Annotated in this window: 23 protein-coding genes; 14 read left to right on the top strand and 9 right to left on the bottom strand. The window is 70.9% G+C overall.

The features are described from left to right. The first annotated feature begins 11 nt into the window (after positions 1–11). Positions 12–1,289: a Glu/Leu/Phe/Val family dehydrogenase gene (locus ABEA43_RS04190; protein ID WP_345558846.1), complete on the top strand. Its 1,278-nt coding sequence runs from the start codon at positions 12–14 to the stop codon at positions 1,287–1,289. Positions 1,290–1,467: 178 nt separating this feature from the next. Here ABEA43_RS04190 and ABEA43_RS04185 read toward each other — a convergent pair whose 3' ends face one another. Further along, complete coding sequence (locus ABEA43_RS04185) at positions 1,468–1,914, bottom strand: MarR family winged helix-turn-helix transcriptional regulator (protein ID WP_345558844.1); 447 nt, start codon at positions 1,912–1,914, stop codon at positions 1,468–1,470. A 49-nt stretch (positions 1,915–1,963) separates the two neighbouring features. On the opposite strand from ABEA43_RS04185, the gene ABEA43_RS04180 reads away from it, so the two are divergent. Genes ABEA43_RS04180 through ABEA43_RS04165 form a run of 4 tightly spaced genes read left to right on the top strand, consistent with a single transcriptional unit; the run spans position 1,964 to position 6,345 of the window. Next, the gene (locus ABEA43_RS04180; RefSeq protein ID WP_345558842.1) at positions 1,964–3,043 is read left to right on the top strand and encodes a substrate-binding domain-containing protein; all 1,080 of its coding nucleotides are present in this window, start codon (positions 1,964–1,966) and stop codon (positions 3,041–3,043) included. 52 nt (positions 3,044–3,095) lie between these two features. Continuing rightward, positions 3,096–4,463, top strand: a complete 1,368-nt coding sequence (locus ABEA43_RS04175; protein ID WP_345558840.1) for an APC family permease — start codon at positions 3,096–3,098, stop codon at positions 4,461–4,463. Next, positions 4,460–5,464: an acetamidase/formamidase family protein gene (locus ABEA43_RS04170; protein ID WP_345558838.1), complete on the top strand. Its 1,005-nt coding sequence runs from the start codon at positions 4,460–4,462 to the stop codon at positions 5,462–5,464. Before ABEA43_RS04175 ends, ABEA43_RS04170 begins: the two co-directional genes overlap by 4 nt. 56 nt (positions 5,465–5,520) lie before the next feature. After that, positions 5,521–6,345: a trypsin-like serine peptidase gene (locus ABEA43_RS04165; RefSeq protein ID WP_345558836.1), complete on the top strand. Its 825-nt coding sequence runs from the start codon at positions 5,521–5,523 to the stop codon at positions 6,343–6,345. 91 nt (positions 6,346–6,436) lie between these two features. Here the strand turns inward: ABEA43_RS04165 and ABEA43_RS04160 are convergent, their stop codons facing one another. Genes ABEA43_RS04160 through ABEA43_RS04150 form a run of 3 tightly spaced genes read right to left on the bottom strand, consistent with a single transcriptional unit; the run spans position 6,437 to position 8,588 of the window. After that, complete coding sequence (locus ABEA43_RS04160) at positions 6,437–7,324, bottom strand: Gfo/Idh/MocA family protein (protein WP_345558834.1); 888 nt, start codon at positions 7,322–7,324, stop codon at positions 6,437–6,439. Next, complete coding sequence (locus ABEA43_RS04155; RefSeq protein WP_345558832.1) at positions 7,321–8,232, bottom strand: NAD-dependent epimerase/dehydratase family protein; 912 nt, start codon at positions 8,230–8,232, stop codon at positions 7,321–7,323. The genes ABEA43_RS04160 and ABEA43_RS04155 overlap by 4 nt, the downstream gene beginning before the upstream one ends. A gap of 2 nt (positions 8,233–8,234) precedes the next feature. After that, positions 8,235–8,588, bottom strand: a complete 354-nt coding sequence (locus tag ABEA43_RS04150) for a YrdB family protein (RefSeq protein ID WP_345558831.1) — start codon at positions 8,586–8,588, stop codon at positions 8,235–8,237. 132 nt (positions 8,589–8,720) lie between these two features. On the opposite strand from ABEA43_RS04150, the gene ABEA43_RS04145 reads away from it, so the two are divergent. Genes ABEA43_RS04145 through ABEA43_RS04135 form a run of 3 tightly spaced genes read left to right on the top strand, consistent with a single transcriptional unit; the run spans position 8,721 to position 10,657 of the window. Continuing rightward, complete coding sequence (locus tag ABEA43_RS04145; RefSeq protein WP_345558829.1) at positions 8,721–9,413, top strand: TetR/AcrR family transcriptional regulator; 693 nt, start codon at positions 8,721–8,723, stop codon at positions 9,411–9,413. 24 nt (positions 9,414–9,437) lie between these two features. Further along, positions 9,438–9,767 carry a PadR family transcriptional regulator gene (locus ABEA43_RS04140; protein WP_345558827.1) on the top strand — a complete coding sequence of 110 codons (330 nt, stop codon included), beginning with the start codon at positions 9,438–9,440 and terminating at the stop codon, positions 9,765–9,767. After that, entirely contained in the window at positions 9,764–10,657 is an 894-nt protein-coding gene (locus ABEA43_RS04135) for a hypothetical protein (protein ID WP_345558825.1), read from the top strand. The genes ABEA43_RS04140 and ABEA43_RS04135 overlap by 4 nt, the downstream gene beginning before the upstream one ends. Positions 10,658–10,668: 11 nt before the next feature. Here ABEA43_RS04135 and ABEA43_RS04130 read toward each other — a convergent pair whose 3' ends face one another. The 3 genes from ABEA43_RS04130 to ABEA43_RS04120 are packed head-to-tail and all read right to left on the bottom strand — an operon-like array spanning position 10,669 to position 15,030. Beyond that, entirely contained in the window at positions 10,669–11,262 is a 594-nt protein-coding gene (locus ABEA43_RS04130) for a TetR/AcrR family transcriptional regulator (protein WP_345558823.1), read from the bottom strand. Between the two features lie 10 nt (positions 11,263–11,272). Next, the gene (locus tag ABEA43_RS04125) at positions 11,273–13,636 is read right to left on the bottom strand and encodes a PEP/pyruvate-binding domain-containing protein (RefSeq protein ID WP_345558821.1); all 2,364 of its coding nucleotides are present in this window, start codon (positions 13,634–13,636) and stop codon (positions 11,273–11,275) included. Then, a complete protein-coding gene (locus ABEA43_RS04120) occupies positions 13,633–15,030 on the bottom strand; it encodes an MFS transporter (protein WP_345558820.1) in 1,398 nt (465 codons plus the stop codon). Before ABEA43_RS04120 ends, ABEA43_RS04125 begins: the two co-directional genes overlap by 4 nt. A gap of 291 nt (positions 15,031–15,321) precedes the next feature. On the opposite strand from ABEA43_RS04120, the gene ABEA43_RS04115 reads away from it, so the two are divergent. From ABEA43_RS04115 to ABEA43_RS04105, 3 genes are all read left to right on the top strand, one after another. Next, positions 15,322–15,564, top strand: a complete 243-nt coding sequence (locus ABEA43_RS04115; protein WP_345558818.1) for a hypothetical protein — start codon at positions 15,322–15,324, stop codon at positions 15,562–15,564. After that, a complete protein-coding gene (locus ABEA43_RS04110; RefSeq protein WP_345558816.1) occupies positions 15,561–17,744 on the top strand; it encodes a hypothetical protein in 2,184 nt (727 codons plus the stop codon). Before ABEA43_RS04115 ends, ABEA43_RS04110 begins: the two co-directional genes overlap by 4 nt. Positions 17,745–18,211: 467 nt before the next feature. After that, positions 18,212–18,334 (top strand): hypothetical protein, encoded by a 123-nt coding sequence (locus ABEA43_RS04105; protein ID WP_345558814.1) that lies wholly within the window; start codon positions 18,212–18,214, stop codon positions 18,332–18,334. A 127-nt stretch (positions 18,335–18,461) separates the two neighbouring features. Here the strand turns inward: ABEA43_RS04105 and leuA are convergent, their stop codons facing one another. Beyond that, positions 18,462–20,168 (bottom strand): 2-isopropylmalate synthase, encoded by a 1,707-nt coding sequence (leuA, locus tag ABEA43_RS04100; RefSeq protein ID WP_345558812.1) that lies wholly within the window; start codon positions 20,166–20,168, stop codon positions 18,462–18,464. A gap of 255 nt (positions 20,169–20,423) precedes the next feature. Next, positions 20,424–21,170: a dimethylargininase gene (ddaH, locus tag ABEA43_RS04095; RefSeq protein WP_345558810.1), complete on the bottom strand. Its 747-nt coding sequence runs from the start codon at positions 21,168–21,170 to the stop codon at positions 20,424–20,426. Between the two features lie 38 nt (positions 21,171–21,208). On the opposite strand from ddaH, the gene ABEA43_RS04090 reads away from it, so the two are divergent. The 3 genes from ABEA43_RS04090 to ABEA43_RS04080 form a co-directional block, all read left to right on the top strand. Then, a complete protein-coding gene (locus ABEA43_RS04090) occupies positions 21,209–21,454 on the top strand; it encodes a DUF2630 family protein (RefSeq protein ID WP_345558808.1) in 246 nt (81 codons plus the stop codon). Between the two features lie 118 nt (positions 21,455–21,572). Next, a complete protein-coding gene (locus ABEA43_RS04085) occupies positions 21,573–22,547 on the top strand; it encodes a GNAT family N-acetyltransferase (protein WP_345558806.1) in 975 nt (324 codons plus the stop codon). A 31-nt stretch (positions 22,548–22,578) separates the two neighbouring features. After that, positions 22,579–23,740, top strand: a 1,162-nt coding sequence (locus ABEA43_RS04080; protein WP_345558804.1) for a protein kinase domain-containing protein, incomplete at its 3' end; no start/stop codon positions are given.

The raw sequence follows: 23,740 nt of genomic DNA, 5'->3' as shown, positions 1-23,740 counted from the left end.
GATCTTCTTCCATGAGCATCATGGTGCCGTCAAAGACGCCGGCCCTGATCACCCCGGGCCGTCAGGCCCTCGACTCCGCTCTCCACCAACTCGACCAGGCCGCCGGGCAGCTCGGGCTCGACGACGGGCTCCGTACGATGCTGGCCACGCCGCGCCGCTCGCTGACCGTCTCGGTCCCCGTGCGGCGTGAGGACGGCCGCCTGGACGTCGTCCAGGGCTTCCGCGTCCAGCACAACGTCTCACGCGGGCCCGCCAAGGGCGGCCTGCGGTTTCATCCCGGCACCGACATCCACGAGGTCACCGCGCTCGCGATGTGGATGACGTGGAAGTGCGCACTGGTCGGCATCCCGTACGGCGGCGCCAAAGGCGGCGTGGCCGTGGATCCGGCCGGGCTCACCACCCGCGAGCTGGAGCGGATGACCCGCCGCTACGTCAACGAGATCCTGCCGCTGATCGGCCCGGAGAAGGACATCCCTGCTCCCGACGTCGGCACCGACGAACAGACCATGGCCTGGATCATGGACACCTACAGCGTCAACACCGGCTACTCGGTGCCCGGCGTGGTCACCGGCAAGCCCACGACGCTGGGCGGCTCGCTCGGGCGTACCGGCGCGACCGCGCGCGGCGTGCAGATCACGACGCTGGCCGCGCTCGGCCGCTCGCCCGAGGGCGTGACCGTGGCCGTGCAGGGCTTCGGCAAGGTGGGCGCGCCGGCCGCGCAGTACCTCGCCGACGCGGGCTGCAAGGTGGTGGCGGTGTCCGACGCGACCGGCGCCGTCTACGCGGGCGCCGGCCTCGACATCGCGGGGCTGCGCGCCTGGGCGGCCGAGTCCGGCGGCGTGCGCGGCTACCGCCACGCCGACGCGATGGCCCAGGACGAGCTGTTCGAGCTGGACGTGGACGTCCTGGTCCCGGCGGCGCTGGAAGGCGCGATCACCGAGACGAACGCGCACCGGGTCCGCGCCCGCCTGATCGTGGAGGGCGCCAACGGGCCCACCACGCCGGAGGCCGACGAGATCCTGGCCGCCGGCGGCACCATGGTCGTGCCCGACATCCTGGCCAACGCGGGCGGGGTGATCGTGTCCTACCTGGAGTGGGTGCAGAACATGCAGGCCTACTCCTGGAGCTCCGGTGAGGTCGAGCTCAAGCTGCGCGACCTCATGCTGAACGCCTTCACCGAGGTCACGACGCTGGCCGCCGAGCGCGGCCTGACGCTCAGGCAGGCGGCGCACGTGATCGGCGTCGGCCGGGTGGCCGAAGCGCACCAGATGCGCGGCCTGTACCCCTGACAAATAGGCGCGCAGGCCCGACGCGGGCCTGCGCGCCCATTCGGTCTCGTAGCGGCGGTAGGTGGCCAGGATGTTGAGCCGGTGCAGGTCCCGGCAGAGGGCGAGCATGCCCTGCCGGGCCAGGTCCGCCGGCACCGGATAGCCGGCCATGGCTCCGGAGGACCGGCCGTAGGTCAGGTCAGACCCGCAGCTCGGCGTAGTCGAGCGCCTCCATCAGGCTCTCCAGGTCGCGCATGAGCTGCTCCGTGCGCTCCCGCCCGAACGCGCCCTCGATGAGCCGGTGATGCTCGGCCGCCGCGCCGTCCACCCGCGCGAGCAGCTCGGCCCCCCGGTCGGACACGAACACCGCCACCCGCCGCCGGTCACCCGCCGACGGCCCGCGATAGACCAGCGCCCGGTCGATCAGCCGGTCGACCGCCTTGGTCAGCGTCGGGTGCGGCATCAGCACCGCCTCGGCCAGCTCGCCCATCGAGTGCCCGCGCCCGTCGGTCAGCGCGCGCAGGATGCGCCACTGCTCGACCGTGACGTCCTCCCCCGCGAGCACCGCGGCCAGGCCGCGGTTGACCCCGCGCTCCGCACGGCTGAGCAGGTAGGAGAGTGAGGACCCGAGCCCAGAAGCGGTCATGGAGAAAGGTCCTTTCATCGGGGAGCTATGACGGAGGATACTCGTCGGCGTGGCGGCGATCGTCGATCCTCTCGAAGCGCGGCTCCTCCCGTCAGGCTCGATCAGGATCGGCCTGATCGTTCCGGTGTCCGGGGTGCTCGGCCTGATGGGGCCCTGTGCGATCAACTGCGCCGTGCTGGCCGCCGAAGAGCTCAACGCCGCGGGCGGCATCCTGGGCCGGCCGGTCGAGCTGGTGCTCATCGACGGCGGGCGGCCCGCGCGCCAGGTGGCCGCCGAGGTGTCCGGGCTGGTCGGGTCGCGGACGGTGGCGGCCGTCGCGGGCGCCCATGCCAGCGACGTGCGGGTGGCGGTGGTGGCCGCGATCGCCGGGCGGGTCCCGTTCGTGTACGCCCCGCCGTACGAGGGCGGCGGCCACGCGCCCGGCGTCTACTTCCTCGGCGAACCCCCCGGCAGGCAGCTCTCGCCGGGCATCGAGTGGCTGGCCGGCGCGCGCCGGGCCCGCCGCTGGTACCTGCTGGGCAACGACTACATCTGGCCGCGCCTGGTGCACGCCGACGCCCGCCGCCGCCTGCGCGCGCACGGCGCCACCGTGGTGGGCGAGAGCTTCGCCCGGTACGGCGCGGCCGTGCGACTGCTCGACCGGGTGGCCGACGCCAGGCCGGACGCGATCCTGCTGACGCTGATCGGCAGCGATCTGGTGGCGTTCAACCGGGCGTACGCGTCCGCCGGGCTCGGCGCGGCCCGGCTGTGCGGCGCGCTGGAGGAGCACGGGCTGCTGGGCATCGGCGGCGACGTCACCGGCGGCCTGTACGCCTCCATGGGCTACTTCCGCGACCTGCCCACCGAGGCCAGCCGCGACTTCGCCGAGCGGTACGCCGCCAGGTTCGGCCGCGACGCCCCCATGCTGAACGCGCACGGCCACGGCTGCTACGAGGCCGTCGCCATGCTGGCCGCCCTGTCCGCCCGCGCCGGGTCGCTGGCCGTGCCCGCCATGGACGCCTCCGCCGACGGCGCCACGATCACGAGCGCACGCGGGACGCTCACTTTGCTCAACCGGCAGGTGTGCCACCCCGTCCACCTGGCCAGGGCCGATGGCCTGGACTTCTTTCTAAAGAAACCTTTTCACTAGAAAGCTTTGGCTCTAAGGTGCGAATCGCCCCCCAAGCAGCTAGGAGCCGTCCATGAGCACAATCGAGCAGTTCGGCTATCGCCAGGAGCTGAAGCGCTCCTTAGGCTTCGCCGATCTGATGATCTATGGCCTGATCTTCATGGTGCCGATCGCACCCTTCGGCATCTTCGGCAACGTCTTCCACTTCTCCCACGGGATGGTGGCGCTGGCGTACGTCGTCGGGCTGGTGGCGATGGCGTTCACGGCGCTGTCGTACGCGCAGATGGCCAGGGCCTTCCCCATGGCCGGGTCGGTCTACACCTACGCGGGGCGGGGCATCGCCGCGCCCGTGGGGTTCATGGCCGGCTGGGCGATCCTGCTCGACTACGTGCTCGTGCCGTCCCTGCTCTACCTCGTGGCCGGTGTGGCCATGAACTCCTTCGTGCCCGCGATCCCCGTCTGGGCCTGGCTGATCGCATTCGTGCTGCTCAACACGATCGTGAACTATTTCGGCATCCAGATGACGGCCAGGATCACCCGGATCATGCTGGTGGCCGAGCTGGCGGTGCTGGCGATCTTCCTCGTGGTCGCCGGCATCGCGCTGGCCCAGGGCAAGGCGCAGACCGGCGCGCTGACCCCGCTCTTCGAGTCCTCGGGATTCACCTGGAGCGTGGTGTTCGCGGCGGCGTCGGTGGCCGTGCTGTCGTTCCTCGGCTTCGACGGCATCTCCACCCTGGCCGAGGAGAACCGTGAGGACGCCCGCAGGCTCGGCCGCTCCATGGTGGCCGCGCTGGCCGTGGCCGCGGTGCTGTTCGTGGTGCAGACGTGGGTCGCGGCACTGCTCACCCCCAACCGCGATGAGCTGATCAACGTCGGCGACCCCACCGGCAACGCGTTCTACACCACCGCCGAGTTCGCCGGCGGGCACTGGCTGGCCGTGCTCACCGCCGTGGCCACCGCCATCGCGTGGGGCTTCGCCAACTCGCTGGTCGCGCAGGCGGCCACCTCGCGCCTGCTGTTCGCGATGGCCCGAGACCGCCAGCTCCCCCGGTTCCTGGCCAAGGTGGACCCCAAGCACCAGGTGCCGGTCAACGCGACCCTGGTGGTCGCCGTCCTCTCGCTGATCGTCGGCATCTTCATGAGCACCAGGAGCACCGGCCTCGGCGAGCTGACCTCGCTGGTCAACTTCGGCGCCATGTCGGCCTTCCTGCTGCTGCACGTCGCCGTGGTCGTCCACTACTTCTTCCGCCGCCGCACGGGCAACTGGTGGTCGCACCTGATCGCGCCCGTGATCGGGTTCCTCATCCTGGTGGCGGTCGTCATCAACCAGAACGTCGCGGCTCAGTGGGTCGGCGGCATCTGGCTGGCCATCGGGCTGATAATCCTGGGCGTGTCGTATGTGCTCGGCCGCCGGCCCGTACTTCCCTCGGAGGTCAAGTGAACGTCGTCTCCTACCATCCCTCGCCCGACGAGCTGAGCTACACCTTCGGTGGGCGCCCGGCCGTCGGCAAGGTGCGGCCGGGCACGATCATGGAGCTGTACACGGAGGACTGCTTCGGCGGCCTGGTCCGGAGCGTGGACGACCTGCCGTCCCAGGTGTGCGAGTTCCCCTATCTGAACCCCGTGACCGGGCCCTTCCACGTGGAGGGCGCGGAGCCGGGCGACACGCTGGCCCTGCACTTCGTCTCGATCACCCCGGCCAGAGACTGGGCCGTCTCCACGACGTTCCCGCACTTCGGCGCGCTGACCGCGACGCACACCACGGCCATGCTGCACCCGCCGCTGGAGGAGCGGGTCTGGCGCTACGACATCGACCTGGAGCGGGGCGTGGCCGTCTACCACGCCCGCAACAGCGACTTCAGCGTGGCGCTGCCGCTCGACCCGATGCACGGCACGGTCGGCGTGGCGCCGGCTGCGAACGAGGCCCGCATGACGATCACGCCCGACGCGCACGGCGGCAACATGGACACCCCCGAGCTGCGCGCGGGCGTCACCGTCTACCTGGGCGTCAACGTCGAGGGCGGCATGTTCTCGATCGGCGACGGCCACGGGTTGCAGGGGCACGGCGAGGTCTGCGGCACCGCGGTGGAGTCGGCCATGAACACCGTGGTCGCGGTCGAGCTCATCAAGGGCGTGGCCACGCCGTGGCCGCGGCTGGAGGACGACCTGCACCTCATGTCGACCGGCTCGGCCAGGCCGCTGGAGGACGCGTACCGGATCAGCCAGCACGACCTGGTCACCTGGACGTCGGAGCTGACCGGGCTGGACACGCTCGACGCCTACCAGCTCGTCAGCCAGGCCGGGCAGGCGCCGGTCGGGAACGTGTGCGACAGCAACTACACGATGGTCGCCAAGCTGCCCAAGGCGTATCTGGGCGACGCGGCGGTCTACGGATCGGCGCACGCGCGGCTGCGGGCGCTCGGCACCCAGTACACAAGTTGAGTAAACCTGGATGTCGCAGGTCAGAGCACTGATCATCTTCTGCGTACAGTGTGAGGGTGCTCAGGTTGGTGCTGTCTCTGGTCCTGCTCGATCCAGCCGCCGTCACCGAGGTGTCGCAACGCAACGTACCCGTTCCCCGGGTCCTGACTCCTGACGGTGACCGCCTGGGCTACGCGCCGGTGCCGCGCCCGTACACGGGGGCGCGCCGGCTCACCGGGGTGCTGCTCGGCCGCGACCCCGTGTCGCGGACGGACGTGCTGTGCGGGGGGACGGTGATCGGCTCGCGCAGCCGCAGCCTGGTGCTGACGGCCGCGCACTGCCTGTATCACGACGGCCGCCCGCTCAAGCAGCTCGCCTTCCTGCCCGGTTACGACCAGGGGCGGCCGCGGCTGGGGATCTGGCCCGCGGTCCGCACGTTCGTGCCGTCGAGGTGGCGCGGCCGGCCGTACTCGACCGACCTGCTGCCGTACGACGTGGGCCTGGTCGGGGTCGTACGGCGCAAGCGCCCGCTGGAGGCCGTCACCGGCCGCGGGCTGCCGCCGATGCCCACCGCCAGGGGCACGGCGCTGCGCGGGCTCGAACTGCTCGGCTACCCGGCGGGCAAGGGCTATCCGGGCACGCAGATGTACCGGTGCGTGGGCGACACGGTCGAAGGGGTCGCGGAGGGGCCGGGGGTGATGGTCACCCGCAACTGCCACGCGGCGGCCGGGGGCAGCGGCGGGCCCGCGGTGTACGGCGGTGCGCTGGCGGGCGTCGTGTCGTCGTCCAGCCCGCTGAGCGACACGAAGGGGTACACCGTGCTCACCAGGCTGGGCGGCGCGCCGTTCCAGCGGATGTTCACCAAGGCCGACGCGTCGATGCGGCTCGTGCCGGTCCGCTGAGAGAGCCTGTTCAGGCGGCTCGGGCGGCTCGGGCGGCTCGGGTGGCTCAGGTGGCTCGGGTGGCTCAGGTGGCTCAGGCGGCTCAGGTGGCTCAGGTGGCCTGGGCGACGATGTCCTCGCAGATGGCGTGGGTGGCCAGGGCGTCGTCCGCGCTGATCGTCCGGCCTTCGCGCACGGCGGTCAGGAACTCCAGGCAGACCTGCTCGATGCCGCGCTGCCTGCCGACCGGGACCCAGTCGGGCCGCCTGGCGAGGGTTTCGCCGTCCCTGTAGTCGATGACGTCGCCGAGGTTGACCACGCGGCGCTTGATCCCGTCGCCCATGACCTCGCAGGTCTCCTCGTTGGCGCCGCTCGCCCGGTTCATGACGCCGATGGCCGTGAAGCCGTCGCCCGACAGCTCCAGGACGATGTGCTCGATCAGGCCGTCCTTGACGCGGGTCCTGATCGAGGTGCCGGTGACCGGGCCGGGGGCGAGGAACCTGAGCGTGTCGACCACGTGGATGAAGTCATCGAATATCGCCCGGCGGGGAGCATCGGGGTAGTTCGCACGGTTCTTCTCCATCAGGATGAGATGACGGGGAAGTGCGGCGAGTCCGGCGTATCCCGGCGCGTGGCGGCGGTTGAAGCCGACCATCAGGGACCTGTTCTCGGCCTTGGCCAGCCGCACGAGGTGCTCGGACTCGGCCAGCGTGTAGGCGATCGGCTTGTCCACGTAGACGTGGATCCCGGCGCTGAGCAGCGGCTCGACGATCTCCGGGTGGGCGTCGGTGGCAGCGTGGACGAAGGCCGCGGCCACCCCCGCCTTGATCACCTCGTCCACGTGCTCCGACCGCTCGGCGATCCGGTAGGCGTCGCCGAGCCGGTCGAGCCGGGCCCTGTTGCGGGTGCAGAGGTGCAGGTCGAGGGCGGGCTGCGCGGCGAGAACCGGCAGGTAGGCCTTCTCCGCGATGTCGCCCAGGCCGATCATGGCTATCTTCACCCGTCGAGCGTAGCCTTGAGCGCCGTCTCGATCGGCGTAGGCACGACGCCGAACGTCCGCTGGAAGGCCGAGGAGTCGAGCACGTACGGGGCGGTGAACTGGTAGCGCGTGTGCCGCAGCTCGCCGATCATGGGTGTGACCAGCCCCACCGCGCGCAGCAGCGGCCACGGCAGCTGCGTCATCTTGGGCGCGGGCAGGCCGAGCAGCGCGGCCATCCGGTCGCCGAACTGGCGGAAGGTCAGCGGGGCCGCGGTGGGCACGTGCCAGGGGCGGCCCCAGGCCCGCTCGTCACGGCCGGCCACGATCAGCGCGTCGGCCACGTCGGGCAGGTAGGTCCAGCTGTGCGGCTGGTCGGCGGGATGGATGAGCTGGATGGTCTTGCCCGCCCTGAGCGGTGCGAGGAAACGGTCGCCGAGGAAGGACTGGTCGGTCGCGCCCGGCCCGAAGTAGTCGGAGCCGCGCACCTCGACGGCCCTGATCCGGCCGGCCTCGTGCAGGGCCAGCGCGTCCTGCCACATCTTCGCCCGCACCTGCGCCTTGGGACTGGTGGAGACAAGCGGCAGGTCCTCGGTCATCGGGACCGAGACGGGGCCGTACGGGTAGAGGTTGCCCAGCATGACGTAGGCGGCACCGCTCGACTCGGCGGCGGCCAGGAACGACTCGGCCATCGGCGGCCAGTCGGTGAGCCAGCGGTGGTACTGGGGGTTGACGCAGTTGTAGAGGACGTCCGCGCCCCTGGCGATCTCGCTCATCCTGGCGCGGTCCGTGACGTCGGCGGCCACCTTGACCGCCCCTTCCGGGCCGCTGCCCGAGCGGGTCACGACGGTGACCTCGTGCCCCTGTCCGAGGAGCTTGCCGGCCAGATGCGTGCCGACCTGGCCGGAACCCACGACGATGTGCTTGCCCATGATCAGACCTGCTTCCAGATGATGCGGAGAACCGCGTTGAGTACGAAGAGCCCGTAGAAGACGACGCCCCAGGTGACCAGGCCGGAGGCGTAGAGCGCGAGGGCGCCGCCGCCGAACCAGAGGATTTCCAGCGCCGCGCGGGCCAGGCCGGTGAGCGGGTACGTGGCGTTCGCCCCGCCGCCCGCCCCGAACAACGCCCACGCGGCGATGAACAACGCCGGCCCGCCGAGCCCGGCCAGCAGCCTGATCGGCCAGCCCGCGCCCAGCGTGAAGCCCCAATAGCCAACGGCGGCCAGCACCCCGAGCTCCAGGAAGAACATCAGCGCCGCGTTGGCGCCCTTGGCGAGGGTGAGCATGAGGTCCTCCGTCGGATCAGTCGGCGCCTGGTTATCGCCGTTCGCTTACGAGAGCAATGCTCTCTCAAGAGAGCGGCATTCGTCAAGAGCAGTGCTCTCGTTTACTTGCACTGCTCTGGTAACCTGCTGTCCATGACTGCCAGCCGTACCGCCAGAGAACGCGTCAGAGCCGAGCTGACCAGGGAGATCACCGACATCGCGCGCCGCCAGCTCGCCACCGAGGGCGCGGGCGGCCTGTCCCTGCGGGCCGTAGCGCGCGAGATGGGCATGGTCTCCTCGGCCATCTACCGCTATTTCCCGAGCCGCGATGACCTGCTCACCGCGCTGATCATCGACGGCTACAACGCGCTCGGCGAGACCGTGGAGCGCGCCGACGCCGGCTGCCCGCAGGACGACTTCCCGCGCCGGTGGCTGACGGTCTGCCACGCGGTGCGGGACTGGGCGGTGGCGCACCCGCACGAGTACGCGCTGCTCTACGGCTCCCCCGTGCCCGGCTACCAGGCGCCGCAGGACACGGTCGCGGCCCGGGTGCGCGACGTCACCGTCCTGGGCCGCCTGCTCTCCGACGCCTGGCGGGCGGGTGCCGTACGGCCGTCCGCGACCGAGCCCCCCGAGGGCCTTGAATCGGACGCCGCCACGTTCAGGCAGCTCATGCCGGAGGTCCCCGACAACGTGATCTGGCCGGCCGTCGTCTCCTGGGCCGCGATGTACGGCTGGGTCAACTTCGAGGTGTTCGGCCAGTTCAACAACACGATCGAGAACCGGTCCGCCGCCTTCGACCACGCGATGCGCCTGATGGCGGAGACCATAGGACTTGCTCAGTAAGACTTAGTAAGTTTAACTTAATACATGGCACGCAAAAATCAGGAGCTCGGCCGCTTCACGGACGTGGCGCTGCTGGTTCTCATCAGCCTGGCCGACGGGCAGAAACACGGCTATCGGATGATCGGCGACATAGAGGAGTTCTCCGGGACCTCACTGGAGCCTGGCACGCTCTACGGCGCGCTGATGCGGCTGGAGGAGCGCGGCTGGATCGAGCCGGTCGAGACGGCCGAGCGGCGCAAGCCGTACCGGATCACCGAGGGCGGGCGCGACGCCCTGCGCGAGCAGCTCGCCACCCTGCGCCGCATCGAGCAGACCGGGGTCCGGCGCACCGGGCTCGTCTGGGGGGTGTCATGAGGCGCGCGATCGCGAGGGGCGTGCTCAGCCTCTACCCGCAGGCGTGGCGGCAGCGCTACGGCGACGAGGTCGACGATCTGATCGCCGCGCGGCCGGTCCGCGTGCGCACGGTGCTCGATCTCCTCTGGAGCGCGGCCGACGCGTGGCTGCACCACAAGCGCATTCCCGGGGCCAAGCCGCTCAGGATCCCGCTCGCGGCGGTGCTCTCCGTCGCCGGCGCCGTGTTGTTGCTGCTGTGGAACCCGGGCGTGCGCGCCGTGGCCGGACCCCACGGCGACTGGGCCGCGGCCGCCGGGATGAGCGGGATGACCGGGGCGGGCGGGGCCGCCGCCCGGTTGCGTGACCTGGCGACGATGCTGCACCTCTCGGCGAGCGTCATGGCCCTGTTGTCGGTGGTTCCGATGATCATGACCTGCCGCACCGCGATGCATCGCTCCGTCTACGGGGCCGTCACGCGGATGGCGGCACGGCGGGTGGTCGTGACGGCCGTGCTGCTCGTCATGCCCGTCGCCCTGGCCTTCTACAGCCTCGCCATCGGCAACACCGGCCGGCCCGTCGGGCCGCTGGGCGACGCAATGATCGGCGGCTTCCATACGCCGATCGTCCTGGCGCTGGTGCTGCCGCTGCCCATGATCGCGTCCGCCGCGCCCTCGCTGGCCTCCGACGTACGCGGCGCCGGCCGGATCCTCGCGGTCGCGGCCATCTGCAACGCGATCGCCTGGGTGCCCGTCGCCTGCCTGGTGGCGCTGGGCCTGCCGGGCGTGACATGGCCGTTCGTGGCCGTGGTCGCGGCGAGCGCGCTGGTCAGCATCGGGATGGGCGCCCTGGTCGGCAGGAGCGCGCTGCGCCACAGCCGGACCATGACGGGCGGCGAGCTCAGCCCGGCCTGAGCTCTCCGTGCTCAGCGGCCGGGCAGCAGGAGTGGCACGAGCACCTCGTCCACGATCTCGACGACGAGCGTGTCGGGGATGGGCGGGCCCTCGAAGAGGAAGTGGTGGCGGAGCAGCGCGTGCCCGGAGTCGAGGCGGCGGGGGGTGACGACGTCCGGGTCGACCTCGCCGCGCTCCACGGCGCGGCGGACGATCTCCTCCATCAGCCGCCTGGCCGTGCCCTGGGAGTTGCGCCGCATGGCTCCCAGCGGCGACTCCCCTCTGAGCGCCTCGCCGAGCAGCCCGCGCATCGCCTCGCCGGCCGGCCCCGACAGAGCCTGTGCCGTACGGCGGAGCATGGCCAGCAGGTCGTCGCGCAGGTTGCCCGTGTCGGGTGACGACTCGGGAGTGGGCAGGCTGTGGTAGACCGCCTCCATCACCAGCTCGATGCGGGTGGGCCAGCGCCGGTAGAGGGAGGCCTTGCTGGCCCTGGCGCGCTCGGCGACGCGCTCCATGGTCAGCCCGGCGTAGCCGGTCTCGGCCAGCTCGTCGAGCGTCGCCTGGTAGATGGCGGCGCTGAGCGCCTCTCCCCGGCGTCGTGGCTGCTTGCGGTGGTCGGTGACCATGGAATGCATCTTAAGGAGCGCGGGTGACTGTGCCGGCGTTTCCGTTGACGGTGACGACCTGGCCGTCCTCCAGCACGTACGTGCCCCTGCCCGTGCCCATGACGGCCGGGATGCCGTACTCCCTGGCCACGATGGCCGCGTGCGACCCCGCCCCGCCGGTGTCCACGACCACGGCCGCCGCCTGCTGGAAGAGGGGCGTCCACGACGGGTTCGTGTACGGGCAGACGAGCACGTCCCCGGGACTGAGCTTGGCGAACCCGGCCGAATCCCTGATCACCTTCACCGGGCCCGTCGCCACGCCGCCGCTCGCCGGCGACCCGGTGACCAGCGCGTCGCCCGTCTCACGGACGGGGAAGACCACGGCCGGGTCGATGAGCCGGACGCCGGACAGCTCCTCGCGCTTGGCCGCCCGCGCGCGCACGGCCTCCCGCAGCCGCTCCGCCTGCACCGCCGTCAGCGCGGACACCTCCTTGATCGACTCCAGCTCCTCCAGCCGCAGGTGGAAGACGTCTTCAGGCTGCTGGAGCGCGCCCGCGTCGCACAGGCGGCGGCCCATCTCCAGCAGCGACCTGCGCAGGACGGGCTGCGGCATCATGAAGGAGAAGTGGCTGTCCTCGCGGAAGGCGATGCCCGCGCGGGCCGCCTCGGCCCAGCGCCTGATCCTGGCGCGACGGCCGCGCGAGCGCAGGAGCGGGTGGCGGAGCAGGCGTTCGAGCGCGTCGTCCGCCTCCTTCTGCGCGGGCGGCTCGACGGCCAGCACCCTGATCAGCCCCAGCACGATCTCGGGGGCGTCCCCCCAGGTGGGCGGCGTGACGAGGATCGGGCTGGCGGTCTCGCGGTGACCGTACTCGGCCAGGAACTCCGTCAGCTCCGCCGCGAACTCCGCCGGCATCGGTTCGGCGTCGAGCGCGCCGGTGCGCCTGGCGTGCGCGGCCAGCCGCTCCAGTGCCTGGTTGGTGTCGGAGGTCCTGGTACGGGCCCCGTGCAGCAGGTCGCCGAACAGCCTGCCGCGCCCGAGCAGCTTGACCGCCGCCAGCAGCCGCAGCAGCGCGAACCCGGTGCCGGGCAGGTAGTCCACGCGCAGGTCGGCCACCGGCTCGACCAGGGCGAGCGCCTGCCTGGGCACGTGGACGAGCCGCTCCCACGGCATCGAGCCCAGGTCGCGGGCGGCCAGCTCGGTGATCGCGGCGAGGTAGTCGCGGAAGCGCGGGTCCTGCGTCCACCGGGCCGGATCGTACTTCCTGGCCCGGGCCACGAGGCGGAACGGGGTGAGCAGGACAGCGGCGCTGGGCCGCGGCCTCGGCGGCACGAGCTGGTAGACGACGCCCTCCTGCTCCCGCAGGAACCCGCTTAACACGCCGTACAGGCCGAAGCTGGCGGTCACCTTGCCCATCAGGCCGACCGGCCCGTACGGGACCCAGGTCGTCATGTCGATCGGGTAGGGGCGCTCGGGGAGGTATTCGAGCAGGACGCTGCAGATGCGCCGCTGGACGGGGTTCAGCTTGCCGACCGGGGGCGGCGGCAGCGCCGTCATGGGGCGGGCCTGCAGGAGGTGGACCCGGCCGCCCGCGTAGGCCCACTCGATGTCCTGCGGGCGGCCGAAGTGGGCGGCGACCTGCTTGCCGAGCCCGGCCAGCTCGTCGAGCACCGCGCCGGGCAGCGGCTCGGCGGGCGTGACCGCGCCGGTCTCGTGGGTCACGCCGCCGCCCGCCGTACCTCTGATGACCACCTCGCGGCGGCCCGGCGTGTAGACGGGCGCGCCCGAGGGACCGATCACGTAGTGGTCGGGGGTGACGAGCCCGGACACCACGGCCTCGCCCAGGCCGCTGCTGGCGTCGATGACGAGCTGGGTGCGGTCGCCCGTGACGGGGTTCGCGGTGAACAGGACGCCTGCCGTGTCGGCCTCGACCATGCTCTGGACGACCACCGCGATCCGCACCTCGGAGTCGTCGATGGCGAGCTTGGCCCGGTAGGCGATCGCGCGGTCGGTCCAGAGCGAGCCCCAGCAGTGGCGTACGGCGTCGAGCAGGGCAGGCTCGCCGACCACGTTCAGGTAGGTGTCCTGCTGTCCGGCGAACGCGGCCCCGGGCAGGTCCTCGGCGGTGGCGCTCGACCGCACGGCCACCGGGCCGCCGCCGAGCGCGGCGTAGGCGCCGGCGATCGCCTGCCGCAGGTCATCGGGCAGCACGGCCTCCTCGAAGTACGCCCGCGTGTCGTGGCCCTGCGCGACCAGGCCGTAGGCGTGCGTGGTGACGACGAAGCCGTCGGGGACGGGGAAGGCGTTCCTGACGAGCTCGCCCAGGTTCGCGCCCTTGCCCCCGGCCATGGCCAGGTCCTCGCGGCCGAACGCGCTCAGGGGTGCGACGAGTTTCACATCTTCTCCTCGACGTATGCGGTGGTGCGGAGCGGACGCGCCGGCAGCGCCAGCGCGAGGAAGAACGCCACGGCCAGCAGCGGCGCCATGGCCGCGAACACCGGGGGCACGGCCTCGGCGAACGCGGCGCGCACGCTTTCGGGCAGCTCGGCGGGTCCGGTGGCGGATCCCGTGGCGGGGATCACGCCGGAGAAGCGCCAGGTGATCAGCGCGCCCACCAGCGCGACCCCGGCCGAGGCGCCGATCTGGCGCAGGAACGTCACCGAGGACGTGGCGGTGCCGAGGTCTTCGTACTCCACGGCGTTCTGCGCGGCCAGCACCATGACCTGCATGACCAGCCCGACGCCCAGCCCGGTCACCAGCATCGCCCCGGCCAGCGCGACCGGCGCGCCGCCGGCGAGCCCGATCAGCCCGAGCCCGGCCGCCGCCAGGGCCGTGCCCGCGACGGGGTACGGCTTGTACCGTCCCGTCCGCGTGATCAGCCGCCCGGAGACGATGGTGGTGGTCAGCACGCCGCCCATGAGCGCGGTCACCAGCAGCCCCGCCTGCGTGGCGCTGGTGCCGAGGGCGATCTGCAGATAGGCGGGCATGTACGTGATCGTCCCGAACAGCGCGAACCCGATGAGCGCGCTGATCGCCACCGGCACCGCGAAGGCCCGGTCCTTGAACAACCGCAGCGGCAGGATCGGATCCTTGGCGAAACGCGCGCTGACCAGCCATCCCACCGCCCCCGCCGCGGCCAGCAGCAGGTAGGCGGGGTTCCTGGTCTGCCCGGTCATGACCACGCCCACCACCGCGACGGCCAGCGTCACGGCCCCCGCGACGTCGAGCGGCGCCCGCGTACGCGGCCTGGGCGGCAGCCGCAGCGTGAGGGTCAGCACGACCAGCGCCAGCAGGCCGAGGGGCGGGTAGATGGCGAAGATCCACCGCCAGCTCAGCCGGTCGATGAAGAACCCGCCGATCAGCGGCCCGCCCACGGCCGCCACGACGTAGGCGGCCCCGATGAACCCGAGGTAGCGCCCCCGCTCACGCGGGCTCACGATCTCCCCGATGATCGCCTGTGCCCCGATCATCAGCCCGCCGCCGCCCACGCCCTGGATGGCGCGGAACGCGATGAACTGCGGCATCGACGTGGCCACCGCGCACAGCACGGCTCCGGTCACGAACACCACGATGGCCACCTGCATGGTGGGCTTGCGGCCGTACCGGTCGCCGAGCTTGCCGTAGACGGGCATGACGACGGTGGCGGCGACGAGGTAGGCGCTGACCACGGCGGGCATCTGATCGAACCCGCCCAGGCCACCGGCCACGGCGGGCAGGGCCGGCGCCATGATCGTCTGGTCCAGGGCGCCCAGCAGCATCGCCAGGATCAGTCCGGACAGCACGAGGCCCATGACACCCTCCTTAGAGAACGCTTCGTTCTCTAAGGAGGATACGGTTCATCGCATCGAAACGCAACGTTCACTATCCAGCCACCCCGGCCGCGGCCCAGGCACCCTCGACGGCCACTTTCACTTAGCACTTTGCGGAAATACCCTTTTCTATCCTTCGGCGCAAATCCCCTATTCATTCGCAAAACACAAACGGGCCATACCTTTCATCGAGGATCGGCTTGTTCTATTGAGGTGCCATTGATTACCGTGCGAAAGTTGTTCCAGCGCAGCGAGCCGTTAAGGGGACCATTTGTGGCCGACCTCGATCGCGAGGCGATCCGAGCCGTGGCACAGCGGATCCAGCGGCTGTCCGACGAGCACTGGTGGGCGCTCGATCCGTCCTGCCGCCTGATGGCGAACGACGCATGGGTGGGGCCGGCGGGCGCCCGGTTCGATGCCCAGGTCCACGCCGAACAACGGGAGCTGCGCGACATGCTCCGGCAGGCCGTGCACAGCGCTCACCGGCGGCTGGCCACGGCTCAGGAGACGCCGTGACGGAGTTCACCGGGGTCAAGCCGGCCCAGTTCGACGCGATGGCGGGCAAGCACGCCGAGGCCGCCAGGCGGCTGGACGAGCTGGCCCGGGCCCTGCACGGCGAGCTGCAGAGCGCCGGCCTGGACACCTCGCCGGCGGCGCGGCTGCGGCAGCTGGCCGGGCGGGTCACGACGCAGGCCGAGGACCTGAGGCGACGGCAGCGGCTGGTGCACGAGCTGCAGCGGCAGCGGGTCACCTTCGGCACGAGCACGCCCGCCGGGAGCTTCCTGGAGCTGCCCGACTGCCTCGACGCCGCCAAGGGGCTGCTGGACGGGACCCTGGCCGGTCGCGCCGCACTGCGGAGCGCGGACGGAGACGCCGGGGCGCTGGCCGAGCTGGGGAAGTACGCGACGCGGGCCGGGGACGCTGAGTTCGTCAAGGCGTTCCTGGGCGTGCTCGGCGCCCGGGGCGTGACGCGGCTGCCCGGCGCGCTCGCCGTCCGGCTGCGCGACGCCAGGGCCTGCGGGGACGCCGAGCTCGTGGCCCAGCTCTCCCGCCAGGGCAGGACGGCCCTGCGCATGCTGAGCACGGCTCTCGCCGAGGGCACCGATCCCGCTTTCCGCAAGGACCTGGTCCGTGAGGGCCGGGCCGAGCACAGGGCGGGCGACGTGACGTACACGGGCTACCAGGCCCAGGCGCTCATCTGGCGGGCCCACGACGGGCGGACGCCGTTCTCGAAGGAGTTCATGGAGGTCGTGGGGCGTGACGCGATCGTCTACGAGTACGAGAAGCGCAAGGACGAATGGGCGGCCGCCAGAGACCCGCTGGGCCGGGTCTTCGCGAGAGCGCAGATCCCCCTGATCGACCTGGCCGGCGCGCTCGGGCTCGGCACCCTGCTGCGACCGGACCAGGAGATGAGCGCTCCCGGAGCGAAGAGCCGGTCGGCGGTGCTGGACGACCTGTTCCACGCGGCGAGCTCCGGCCGGGAGGCGTCCCAGGCACTGCTGGACCACACGCCGGCCGGGTGGAAGCCGAACGTGCTGGACTATCTGCTGACGACCCGCTGGGACGCCGCCCGCTACCTGGGCGACCACGCGCCGTTCAACGAGCTGCTGGTGAGCGCGACGACCGGCCAGGACGCCGTCTCCAGGAGGCTGGCCGCCGAGCTGACCAAGACCCTCGCCGACGAGATGCGCAACGCCTTCTGCAAGGGTTGCGGCGGCAACCTGGAGATCGTCGACAGCTCCGCTTTCCAGCGTTTCGCCCCGCTGAGCCATCCGCTGGCGTGCGCGCTCGCGGCCAACATCGACCAGCTCTCCCGGCTGCTCCTGGACCGCGCGTCCTTCGGCCAGGTCGCGGCCGCGGACATGTCGTACGCGCTGACGCTGGCCACCTCCAGCGACGCGGGGTTCGAGGCGCTGGTGAGAGCACAGACCGAACACATGCGAGCCGCACTCGACACCGTGCCCCCACTCGGCCTCGACGCCTCCAACGCCGAACGACTCGGCTTCACCCAGGCGGACGTCAAACGGTTCGACCACAACCAGAATGGCCAGGTCGACAAGGCCGATGTCATGCAATTCCTGACGGACCGGACCGTGGAAGAGGCACGTCCTTTCTCTCACCTGGTGGAGATCCGCCGTCAGGTGCTGATCGCACAGGGGCTCGACGACAAGAAGGCCGATGAGGCGCTGAAAACCATGGTGGGCGAAGCGCTGGGGCTGCTCCCGGTGCCGGGAGCCAAACGCTTGGGCGAATTGGCCGTAGGAGCGTTCGGGGATCTGGCCGGCAAGGGTTACGACAAGCTCGCCGGAGCCGCGTACGACGAGATCGCCAAGCAGGTCGCCCGGCAATTGTCCGAGAACGGGCGGAGCTTGGACGAGGCGCACCGGACGCTGGCCGACAATCGGCTGGCAGTGGAAAGGCTGGCCGAGCAGATGCTCGCGACCACCATGCTGAACAAGGGTTTGCTCGACGAGCTGGAACTCCGCAATCAGCCTTTCGCCGCCGGGGATCCACCTACGATCACGTCCTTCGCCGCGATGACATCGCGGGAATATAGCGAGTTTCTCCACTGGGCTCGCACAAGAGGAGGCAGCAGCGAGCTGCTCACCGACTTCAGCAACACCTTCCGCAGCACAAGTGAGGTGGACGACTATCTCGACCTCGAAATCGCCTCCACGCACGAAGGTGACAAGTGAGGTGCCCTGGGTTTTCCCCAGCTCTGCCTGCTCTTCTGTTGCTCGCCGCGGCGTGCACCTTGGAGAAGCAAAACGTCCCTGCACCGGCACCCGTCCCGCGGCCGGTCGCAGATTCGTCGCCCTACGTCTGCAAACTCGTTCCCGAGCAGGCTTTTCGCCTCGTCAGTGGTTTGTCCGGCCCTCTCACCGAGAAGACCAACGGCACAGAAAGCAACGGGGACTGCCGAGCTCCTGACCCGGCTCCACATCCTCTGGAGGTGTGGTGGGCGCGGGAGGGCCCGGGGATGCCGCGAGAGCACATGGATTTTCTCATGAATGAGGACAGGCGGCCGCTCTACAGCAGATACGGCGGAGTCGCCCTTTCTCCCGACCTTGGTGACGGCATGGCCGCACACGTGCGGAGCGCTCCATTCACCGACCAGCCATACCGAGTGAGCGCCACATTCCGCTGCAGTGGCCGAGAGCGCATGATCGACATCTATCTGGCCCAGGTCGCCAAGGGCAGGGATGCGATCAAGGATCTGATCGCGCTCATGCGCATCGCCCAAAAACGCTACGGCGACCTGTACGACTGCACCCCCGGCGCATAGAAACGACTCGACCGCACCTCCCGTTGTCACGGGGTGCGGTCGAGTGGTGAGGGGCGGGCCTTGTGGGCGCGTGCCGGGCACCGGCCCCGCAGGTCGTTGCGGGGGCCGGGCGTGGAGACTTATGGGGTCAGCGGGAGGCGCGGTTCACGGCGGAGATGACGGCCTTGAGCGCTGCCGTGGTGGTGTTGGCGTCGACGCCCACACCCCACAGCACCTGACCGTTCGCCTCGCACTCCAGGTAGGAGGCGGCCTTGGCGTCGGTGCCTGCGCTCATCGCGTGCTCCACGTAGTCGAGGACGCGGACGGAGATGCCGACGCCCGCGATCGCGTCGATGAACGCCGAGATCGGCCCGTTGCCGGTGCCCGCGATCTCGCGGATCTCCCCGTCGAGGCGGACGTCGGCGCTGATGCGGTCCTTGTCGTCCACCGTGGACTCGTGGCGGTGGGCCATGAGGCTGAGGCGGCCCCACCGGTTGGCCGGGTTCGGCAGGTATTCGTCGCGGAAGATCTCGTACATCGCGGCCGGGCCGATCTCGCCGCCCTGCTCGTCCGTACGGGCCTGGACGACCTTGGAGAACTCGATCTGCAGCCGCCGCGGCAGGTCGAGCTGGTGGTCGGCCTTCATGATGTAGGCGACCCCGCCCTTGCCCGACTGGCTGTTGACCCGGATGACGGCCTCGTAGGTGCGGCCGATGTCCTTCGGGTCGATCGGCAGGTAGGGAACCGCCCAGGTGAACTCGTCCACCGGCACCCCCGCCACCGCGGCGTCGCGTTCGAGGTGCTCGAAGCCCTTCTTGATGGCGTCCTGGTGGGAGCCGGAGAAGGCGGTGTAGACCAGCTCGCCGCCCCACGGGTGGCGCGGGTGCACGGGCAGCTGGTTGCAGTATTCGGTGATGCGGCGGATCTCGTCGATGTCGCTGAAGTCGATCTCGGGGTCGACGCCCTGGGAGAACAGGTTCATGCCCAGGGTGACCAGGCACACGTTGCCCGTGCGCTCGCCGTTGCCGAACAGGCAGCCCTCGATGCGGTCGGCGCCCGCCATGTAGCCCAGCTCGGCGGCGGCCACGGCGCTGCCGCGGTCGTTGTGCGGGTGGAGCGACAGGACGATCGAGTCGCGGTGCTTGAGGTTGCGGTGCATCCACTCGATCTGGTCGGCGTAGATGTTGGGGGTGGCCATCTCGACGGTGGCGGGCAGGTTGACGATGACCTTGCGGTCGGGGGTGGGCTGCCACACGTCGTTGACCGCGTCGCACACCTCGACGGCGTAGTCCAGCTCGGTGCCGGTGAACGACTCCGGCGAATACTGGAAGTAGACGTCCACGTCGGTCGCGTCGGCGAGCTTCTTGACCAGCTTGGCGCCTTCGACCGCGATGGCGGTGATGCCGTCTCTGTCCTGGCCGAACACGACGCGGCGCTGGAGGGTGGAGGTCGAGTTGTACAGGTGGACGATGGCCTGCTTCGCGCCCTCGATCGACTCGAAGGTCCGCTCGATCAGCTCCGGCCTGGCCTGGGTCAGTACCTGGATGACCACGTCGTCCGGGACGCGGCCCTCTTCGATGATCTGCCGGATGAAGTCGAAGTCGGTCTGCGAGGCGGCGGGGAAGCCTACTTCGATCTCCTTGTAGCCCATGCCTACCAGCAGCTCGAACATCTTGAGCTTGCGATGGGGGTCCATCGGGTCGATCAGCGCCTGGTTGCCGTCACGCAGGTCCACCGCGCACCATCGGGGCGCCTTGGTGATCACCTGATCGGGCCACGTGCGGTCGGTCAGCCGGATCGGCTCGAATGCCTGGTAGCGCTGGATCGGCATATTGCTGGGCTGCTGAGCGGTCATGGTTGCTGCTCCTCGTCGGTCGGAAGAAAGCGGCCGACGCGCATGACTCGCTCCGCGGCGAGGGAGCCGGCCTTAGAGGCCCCCGCCGCGGCAGCTAAGAAGGAGTCCGCGCAGCATGCCATGCACGGTACCAGACGTCTCGGGATGCGCCGTCCCTGATCTCACATCTTGAACACAGGGCGTCGGCGGCTCGGCCTGGATCCGCCAAACCCCATCGGTCAGGCCCCATCGAGAAAGCCCGGTCGAGAAAGCCCGTCAGTCCGGTACGAGGACGCTGAGGCAGGTGACGCAGCCTTCCAGCCTCTCAAACTCCGAAATATCAACGCTCGTCACGATAAATCCGCGCCTTTCAAGCAGGGTGGCGGTCTTCGGCGCCGAGGCGGCCAGCAGGACGCGATCCCCGCCCAGCGGCACCACGTGCGCACCCGGCTCCTCCGGCGGTACGAGCAGATCGGGCAGGTCCACCCGGCCGGGGTCACCGATCAGCGTACCGTCGGGCAGGGCCGTGACCGCCGACTTCAGGTGCAGCACGCCGGACATGTCCACCGGCACGATCCGGCGCTCCGGCAGCAGGGCGGCCAGTTGCGCGATCCCCTCGTCGTTGGTGCGCGCGGACCTCCCGACGTACACGGTGGCGTTGGCCTGCAGCACGTCGCCGCCGTCCAGGGTGCCGGGCCGCGCGATCCTGACCGCCGTCAGCCCCGCCTCGCGTACGGCCTGCGCCACCGCCTCCACCTCAGGCCGCCGCCCCGCCGCACCCGGCCTGGTCAGTACGGCCAGCCGCCCCGACACCACCAGCGTGTCCTCCACGAACGGCGCATCGGGCAACTCGTCCGCCGGCGGGACGTACACGGGCCGCCACCCGCTCCCGGCCAGCGCGGCGACATAGGCGTCGTGCTGGGCGAGGGCGCGTTCGTAGTCGACTGGTTCGCGCTCGATGTGGGTGACGATGCCCTCGGAGATCCGGGGGCCGGGCTTTCTTACCAGCGCGATACCAGACATAGGGCGTGTTCTATCACGCAGTGATTAGAGTCATGCTCATGCGGGACGACGAGATTCTCACCAGGATCAGTGCTCTGGTCACCGAGGAGCACGATCTGCGGGGCAAGCTGACGGCCGGCGAGGTCACCTCGGACGAGGAGCGCAGCCGTATCAAGGAGCTGGAGACGGCGCTCGACCAGTGCTGGGACCTGCTCAGGCAGCGCAGGGCCAGGCGCAGCGCGGGCGAGGACCCGGACAACGCCGCCGCCCGCCCCGTGAGCGAGGTGGAGAACTACCGCCAGTGAGAGCCTGGCGGTCCGTCCGTGGCCCCGGCGGTCGTGGGCGGCGGCGCGGTAGCCGTCAGGCCGGCGCACCGCTGGAAATTCGGTCGCTCCGGGCTGATGCGTGCGCTTTGCTGGGCGCATGGTGATTCAGCCCATCGACCCCCTCAGCCAGGGCGATCTCATCGCGGGCCTGCACGACGCGTACGTGGCCGCCGCCACTGACGACCCCGGCCCCCAGCTCTCGCTCGCCCGCTTCCGCGCCCACCTGTGCGTGGACACTCCCGGCCTGCGGACCGAGCTCTGGGCGGTGGTCGAGGACGGCAAGGTGACCGGCGGCTACCGCCTGGCGCTCCACCTCCTCGACAACACCCATGTGGGCACCGTCCTGCCCCTCGTGGTGCGCCCGGAACGGCGGACCAAAGGCCTCGGCTCGGCCCTGTTCGAGCACGCCGTGGGCCGGCTGCGTGCCCACGGCAGGCGGCTGATGCTGACAGAGACGCCCGTGATCGGCGCGGGCGCCCGTTTCGCCCGCGCCCACGGCATGACGGTCGCGCTCACGGAGGCCCGCCGCACGCTCGACCTGCGTACGGCCGACTGGCCCGCCCTGGAGGCGATGGTGCCCGAGGTGCCGGGCTACAGCCTGGAGCAGTGGATCGGCCCGGCGGGCCCGGAGCTGCTGCCCGACCTCGTGACCGTGACGGGCGGCATGAACGACGCCCCGCGCGACGGCGACCTCGAGGACATGAACTTCAGCCTCGACCGCATCCGCGACCACGAGCGGCGGATCCCGGACAGCGGCGAGACCTGCTACACCACGATCGCGCGCCGCGACTCCGACGGGGCGCCCGCCGGTTACACACGCCTCTACCTCGCGGCCGACCGCTCCGACGGCTGGTGCTACCAGGCGGACACGACGGTGCTGGGCGAGCACCGGGGCCACCGGCTGGGCCTGCTGCTCAAGCTGCGCAACCTGCTCTGGATGCGCGAGCGCGAGCCCCACCTCGAACGCGTCATCACCTGGAACGCCACCTCCAACACCCACATGCTGGCCATCAACGAGGCCATGGGCTTCGAGCTGTTCGACGAATGGAACCAGTGGCGGCTGGACGTGTGATCCACCAGCCTGGCCGCTAATCTGGCCGTCTATGACCTTGTCGGTGTTACAAGACGGCGATCCCCGGCAGGTGGGGCCGTACACCCTCCTGGGCCGGCTGGGCGAGGGCGGCATGGGCGTCGTCTACCTGGCGCGCGACCCCGGCGGGGCGCGGGTGGCCGTCAAGCTGATCCGCGCCAGGATGAGCGCGGACGCCGACTTCAGGCGGCGCTTCGCCAGGGAGATCGCCGCGGCCAAGCGGGTCGCCAGGTTCTGTACGGCTCCCGTGCTCGACGCCGACGCCGAGGGGGACGTGGCGTACCTGGTCACCGAATACGTCGAGGGGCAGAGCCTGGTCGACGCCGTCCGGGAGTCCGGGCCGCTGCGGGGGTCGGCGCTGGACGGCCTGGCCGCGGCGATGGCGATGGCGCTGCGTGCCATCCACGGGGCCGGGGTGGTGCACCGCGACCTCAAGCCGTCGAACGTGCTGCTCTCCCAGGTGGGGCCCAAGGTCATCGACTTCGGTCTCGCGCAGCTCGCGGACTCGGAGGTGAGCAGCGCGATCGTGGGGACGCCGTCGTACATGTCGCCTGAGCAGGTGTCGGGCGCGCAGATCGGGCCGGCGGCGGACATCTTCGCCTGGGGGAGCACGGTGGCCTTCGCCGCCAGCGGCCTCCCGCCGTTCGGGTCGGGCTCGGTGCCCACGGTCCTCCTGCGCATCGTGAACGAGACGCCGGAGCTGCGCGGGCTGTCCGGGCCGCTGCTGGAGCTGGTGCAGGCGGCGCTGTCCAAGAATCCGGCCCAACGTCCCACGGCGCAGCAGCTCATGGACCGCCTCAGCATGTCCTCCGCACCAGCCCCGAACCCGTTCCCCGCCGCCTCCAGCACCACGGAAACGGGCCTGGCAAGCGCAGGACCCACGGGCGCGGCGGCGACGGGCCCTTCGGCTGCGTCCCACGCGCCAAGCGACGCCCACGCGCCAAGCGACGCGCACGTGCCAGGCGACGCCCACACGCCAAGCGACGCCCACACGCCAAGCGACGCCCACGTGTCAAGCGACGCGCACGCGCCAGGCGACGCGCACGCGCCAAGTTACGCCCACACGCCCGGCGATGCGGCCGCGACCGCGCCCCCCAGTGCCGCCGACCGTGACACGGCCGGGTCGGCCCAGAGCGAGGTGCGGGCGGCGGCGGCCGGCTGGCGGCGGCGCCTGC

This window comes from Nonomuraea rosea (assembly GCF_039539705.1).
GTDB classification, from domain to species: Bacteria; Actinomycetota; Actinomycetes; order Streptosporangiales; family Streptosporangiaceae; genus Nonomuraea; species Nonomuraea rosea.
Note: the sequence above shows the minus strand (reverse complement) of the source record. Positions and strands in the feature narration are given on the sequence as shown.

What these genes read in the sequence shown, in the direction of transcription:
- ddaH (WP_345558810.1), bottom strand. Translation starts at nt 21,170, where the DNA reads ATGTCTGGTATCGCGCTGGTAAGAAAGCCCGGCCCCCGGATCTCCGAG.
- ABEA43_RS04190 (WP_345558846.1), top strand. Translation starts at nt 12, where the DNA reads ATGAGCATCATGGTGCCGTCAAAGACGCCGGCCCTGATCACCCCGGGC.
- ABEA43_RS04105 (WP_345558814.1), top strand. Translation starts at nt 18,212, where the DNA reads ATGATCGACATCTATCTGGCCCAGGTCGCCAAGGGCAGGGATGCGATC.
- ABEA43_RS04120 (WP_345558820.1), bottom strand. Translation starts at nt 15,030, where the DNA reads ATGGGCCTCGTGCTGTCCGGACTGATCCTGGCGATGCTGCTGGGCGCC.
- leuA (WP_345558812.1), bottom strand. Translation starts at nt 20,168, where the DNA reads ATGACCGCTCAGCAGCCCAGCAATATGCCGATCCAGCGCTACCAGGCA.
- ABEA43_RS04090 (WP_345558808.1), top strand. Translation starts at nt 21,209, where the DNA reads ATGCGGGACGACGAGATTCTCACCAGGATCAGTGCTCTGGTCACCGAG.
- ABEA43_RS04175 (WP_345558840.1), top strand. Translation starts at nt 3,096, where the DNA reads ATGAGCACAATCGAGCAGTTCGGCTATCGCCAGGAGCTGAAGCGCTCC.
- ABEA43_RS04130 (WP_345558823.1), bottom strand. Translation starts at nt 11,262, where the DNA reads ATGGTCACCGACCACCGCAAGCAGCCACGACGCCGGGGAGAGGCGCTC.
- ABEA43_RS04135 (WP_345558825.1), top strand. Translation starts at nt 9,764, where the DNA reads ATGAGGCGCGCGATCGCGAGGGGCGTGCTCAGCCTCTACCCGCAGGCG.
- ABEA43_RS04185 (WP_345558844.1), bottom strand. Translation starts at nt 1,914, where the DNA reads ATGACCGCTTCTGGGCTCGGGTCCTCACTCTCCTACCTGCTCAGCCGT.
- ABEA43_RS04155 (WP_345558832.1), bottom strand. Translation starts at nt 8,232, where the DNA reads ATGGGCAAGCACATCGTCGTGGGTTCCGGCCAGGTCGGCACGCATCTG.
- ABEA43_RS04140 (WP_345558827.1), top strand. Translation starts at nt 9,438, where the DNA reads ATGGCACGCAAAAATCAGGAGCTCGGCCGCTTCACGGACGTGGCGCTG.
- ABEA43_RS04085 (WP_345558806.1), top strand. Translation starts at nt 21,573, where the DNA reads ATGGTGATTCAGCCCATCGACCCCCTCAGCCAGGGCGATCTCATCGCG.
- ABEA43_RS04150 (WP_345558831.1), bottom strand. Translation starts at nt 8,588, where the DNA reads ATGCTCACCCTCGCCAAGGGCGCCAACGCGGCGCTGATGTTCTTCCTG.
- ABEA43_RS04145 (WP_345558829.1), top strand. Translation starts at nt 8,721, where the DNA reads ATGACTGCCAGCCGTACCGCCAGAGAACGCGTCAGAGCCGAGCTGACC.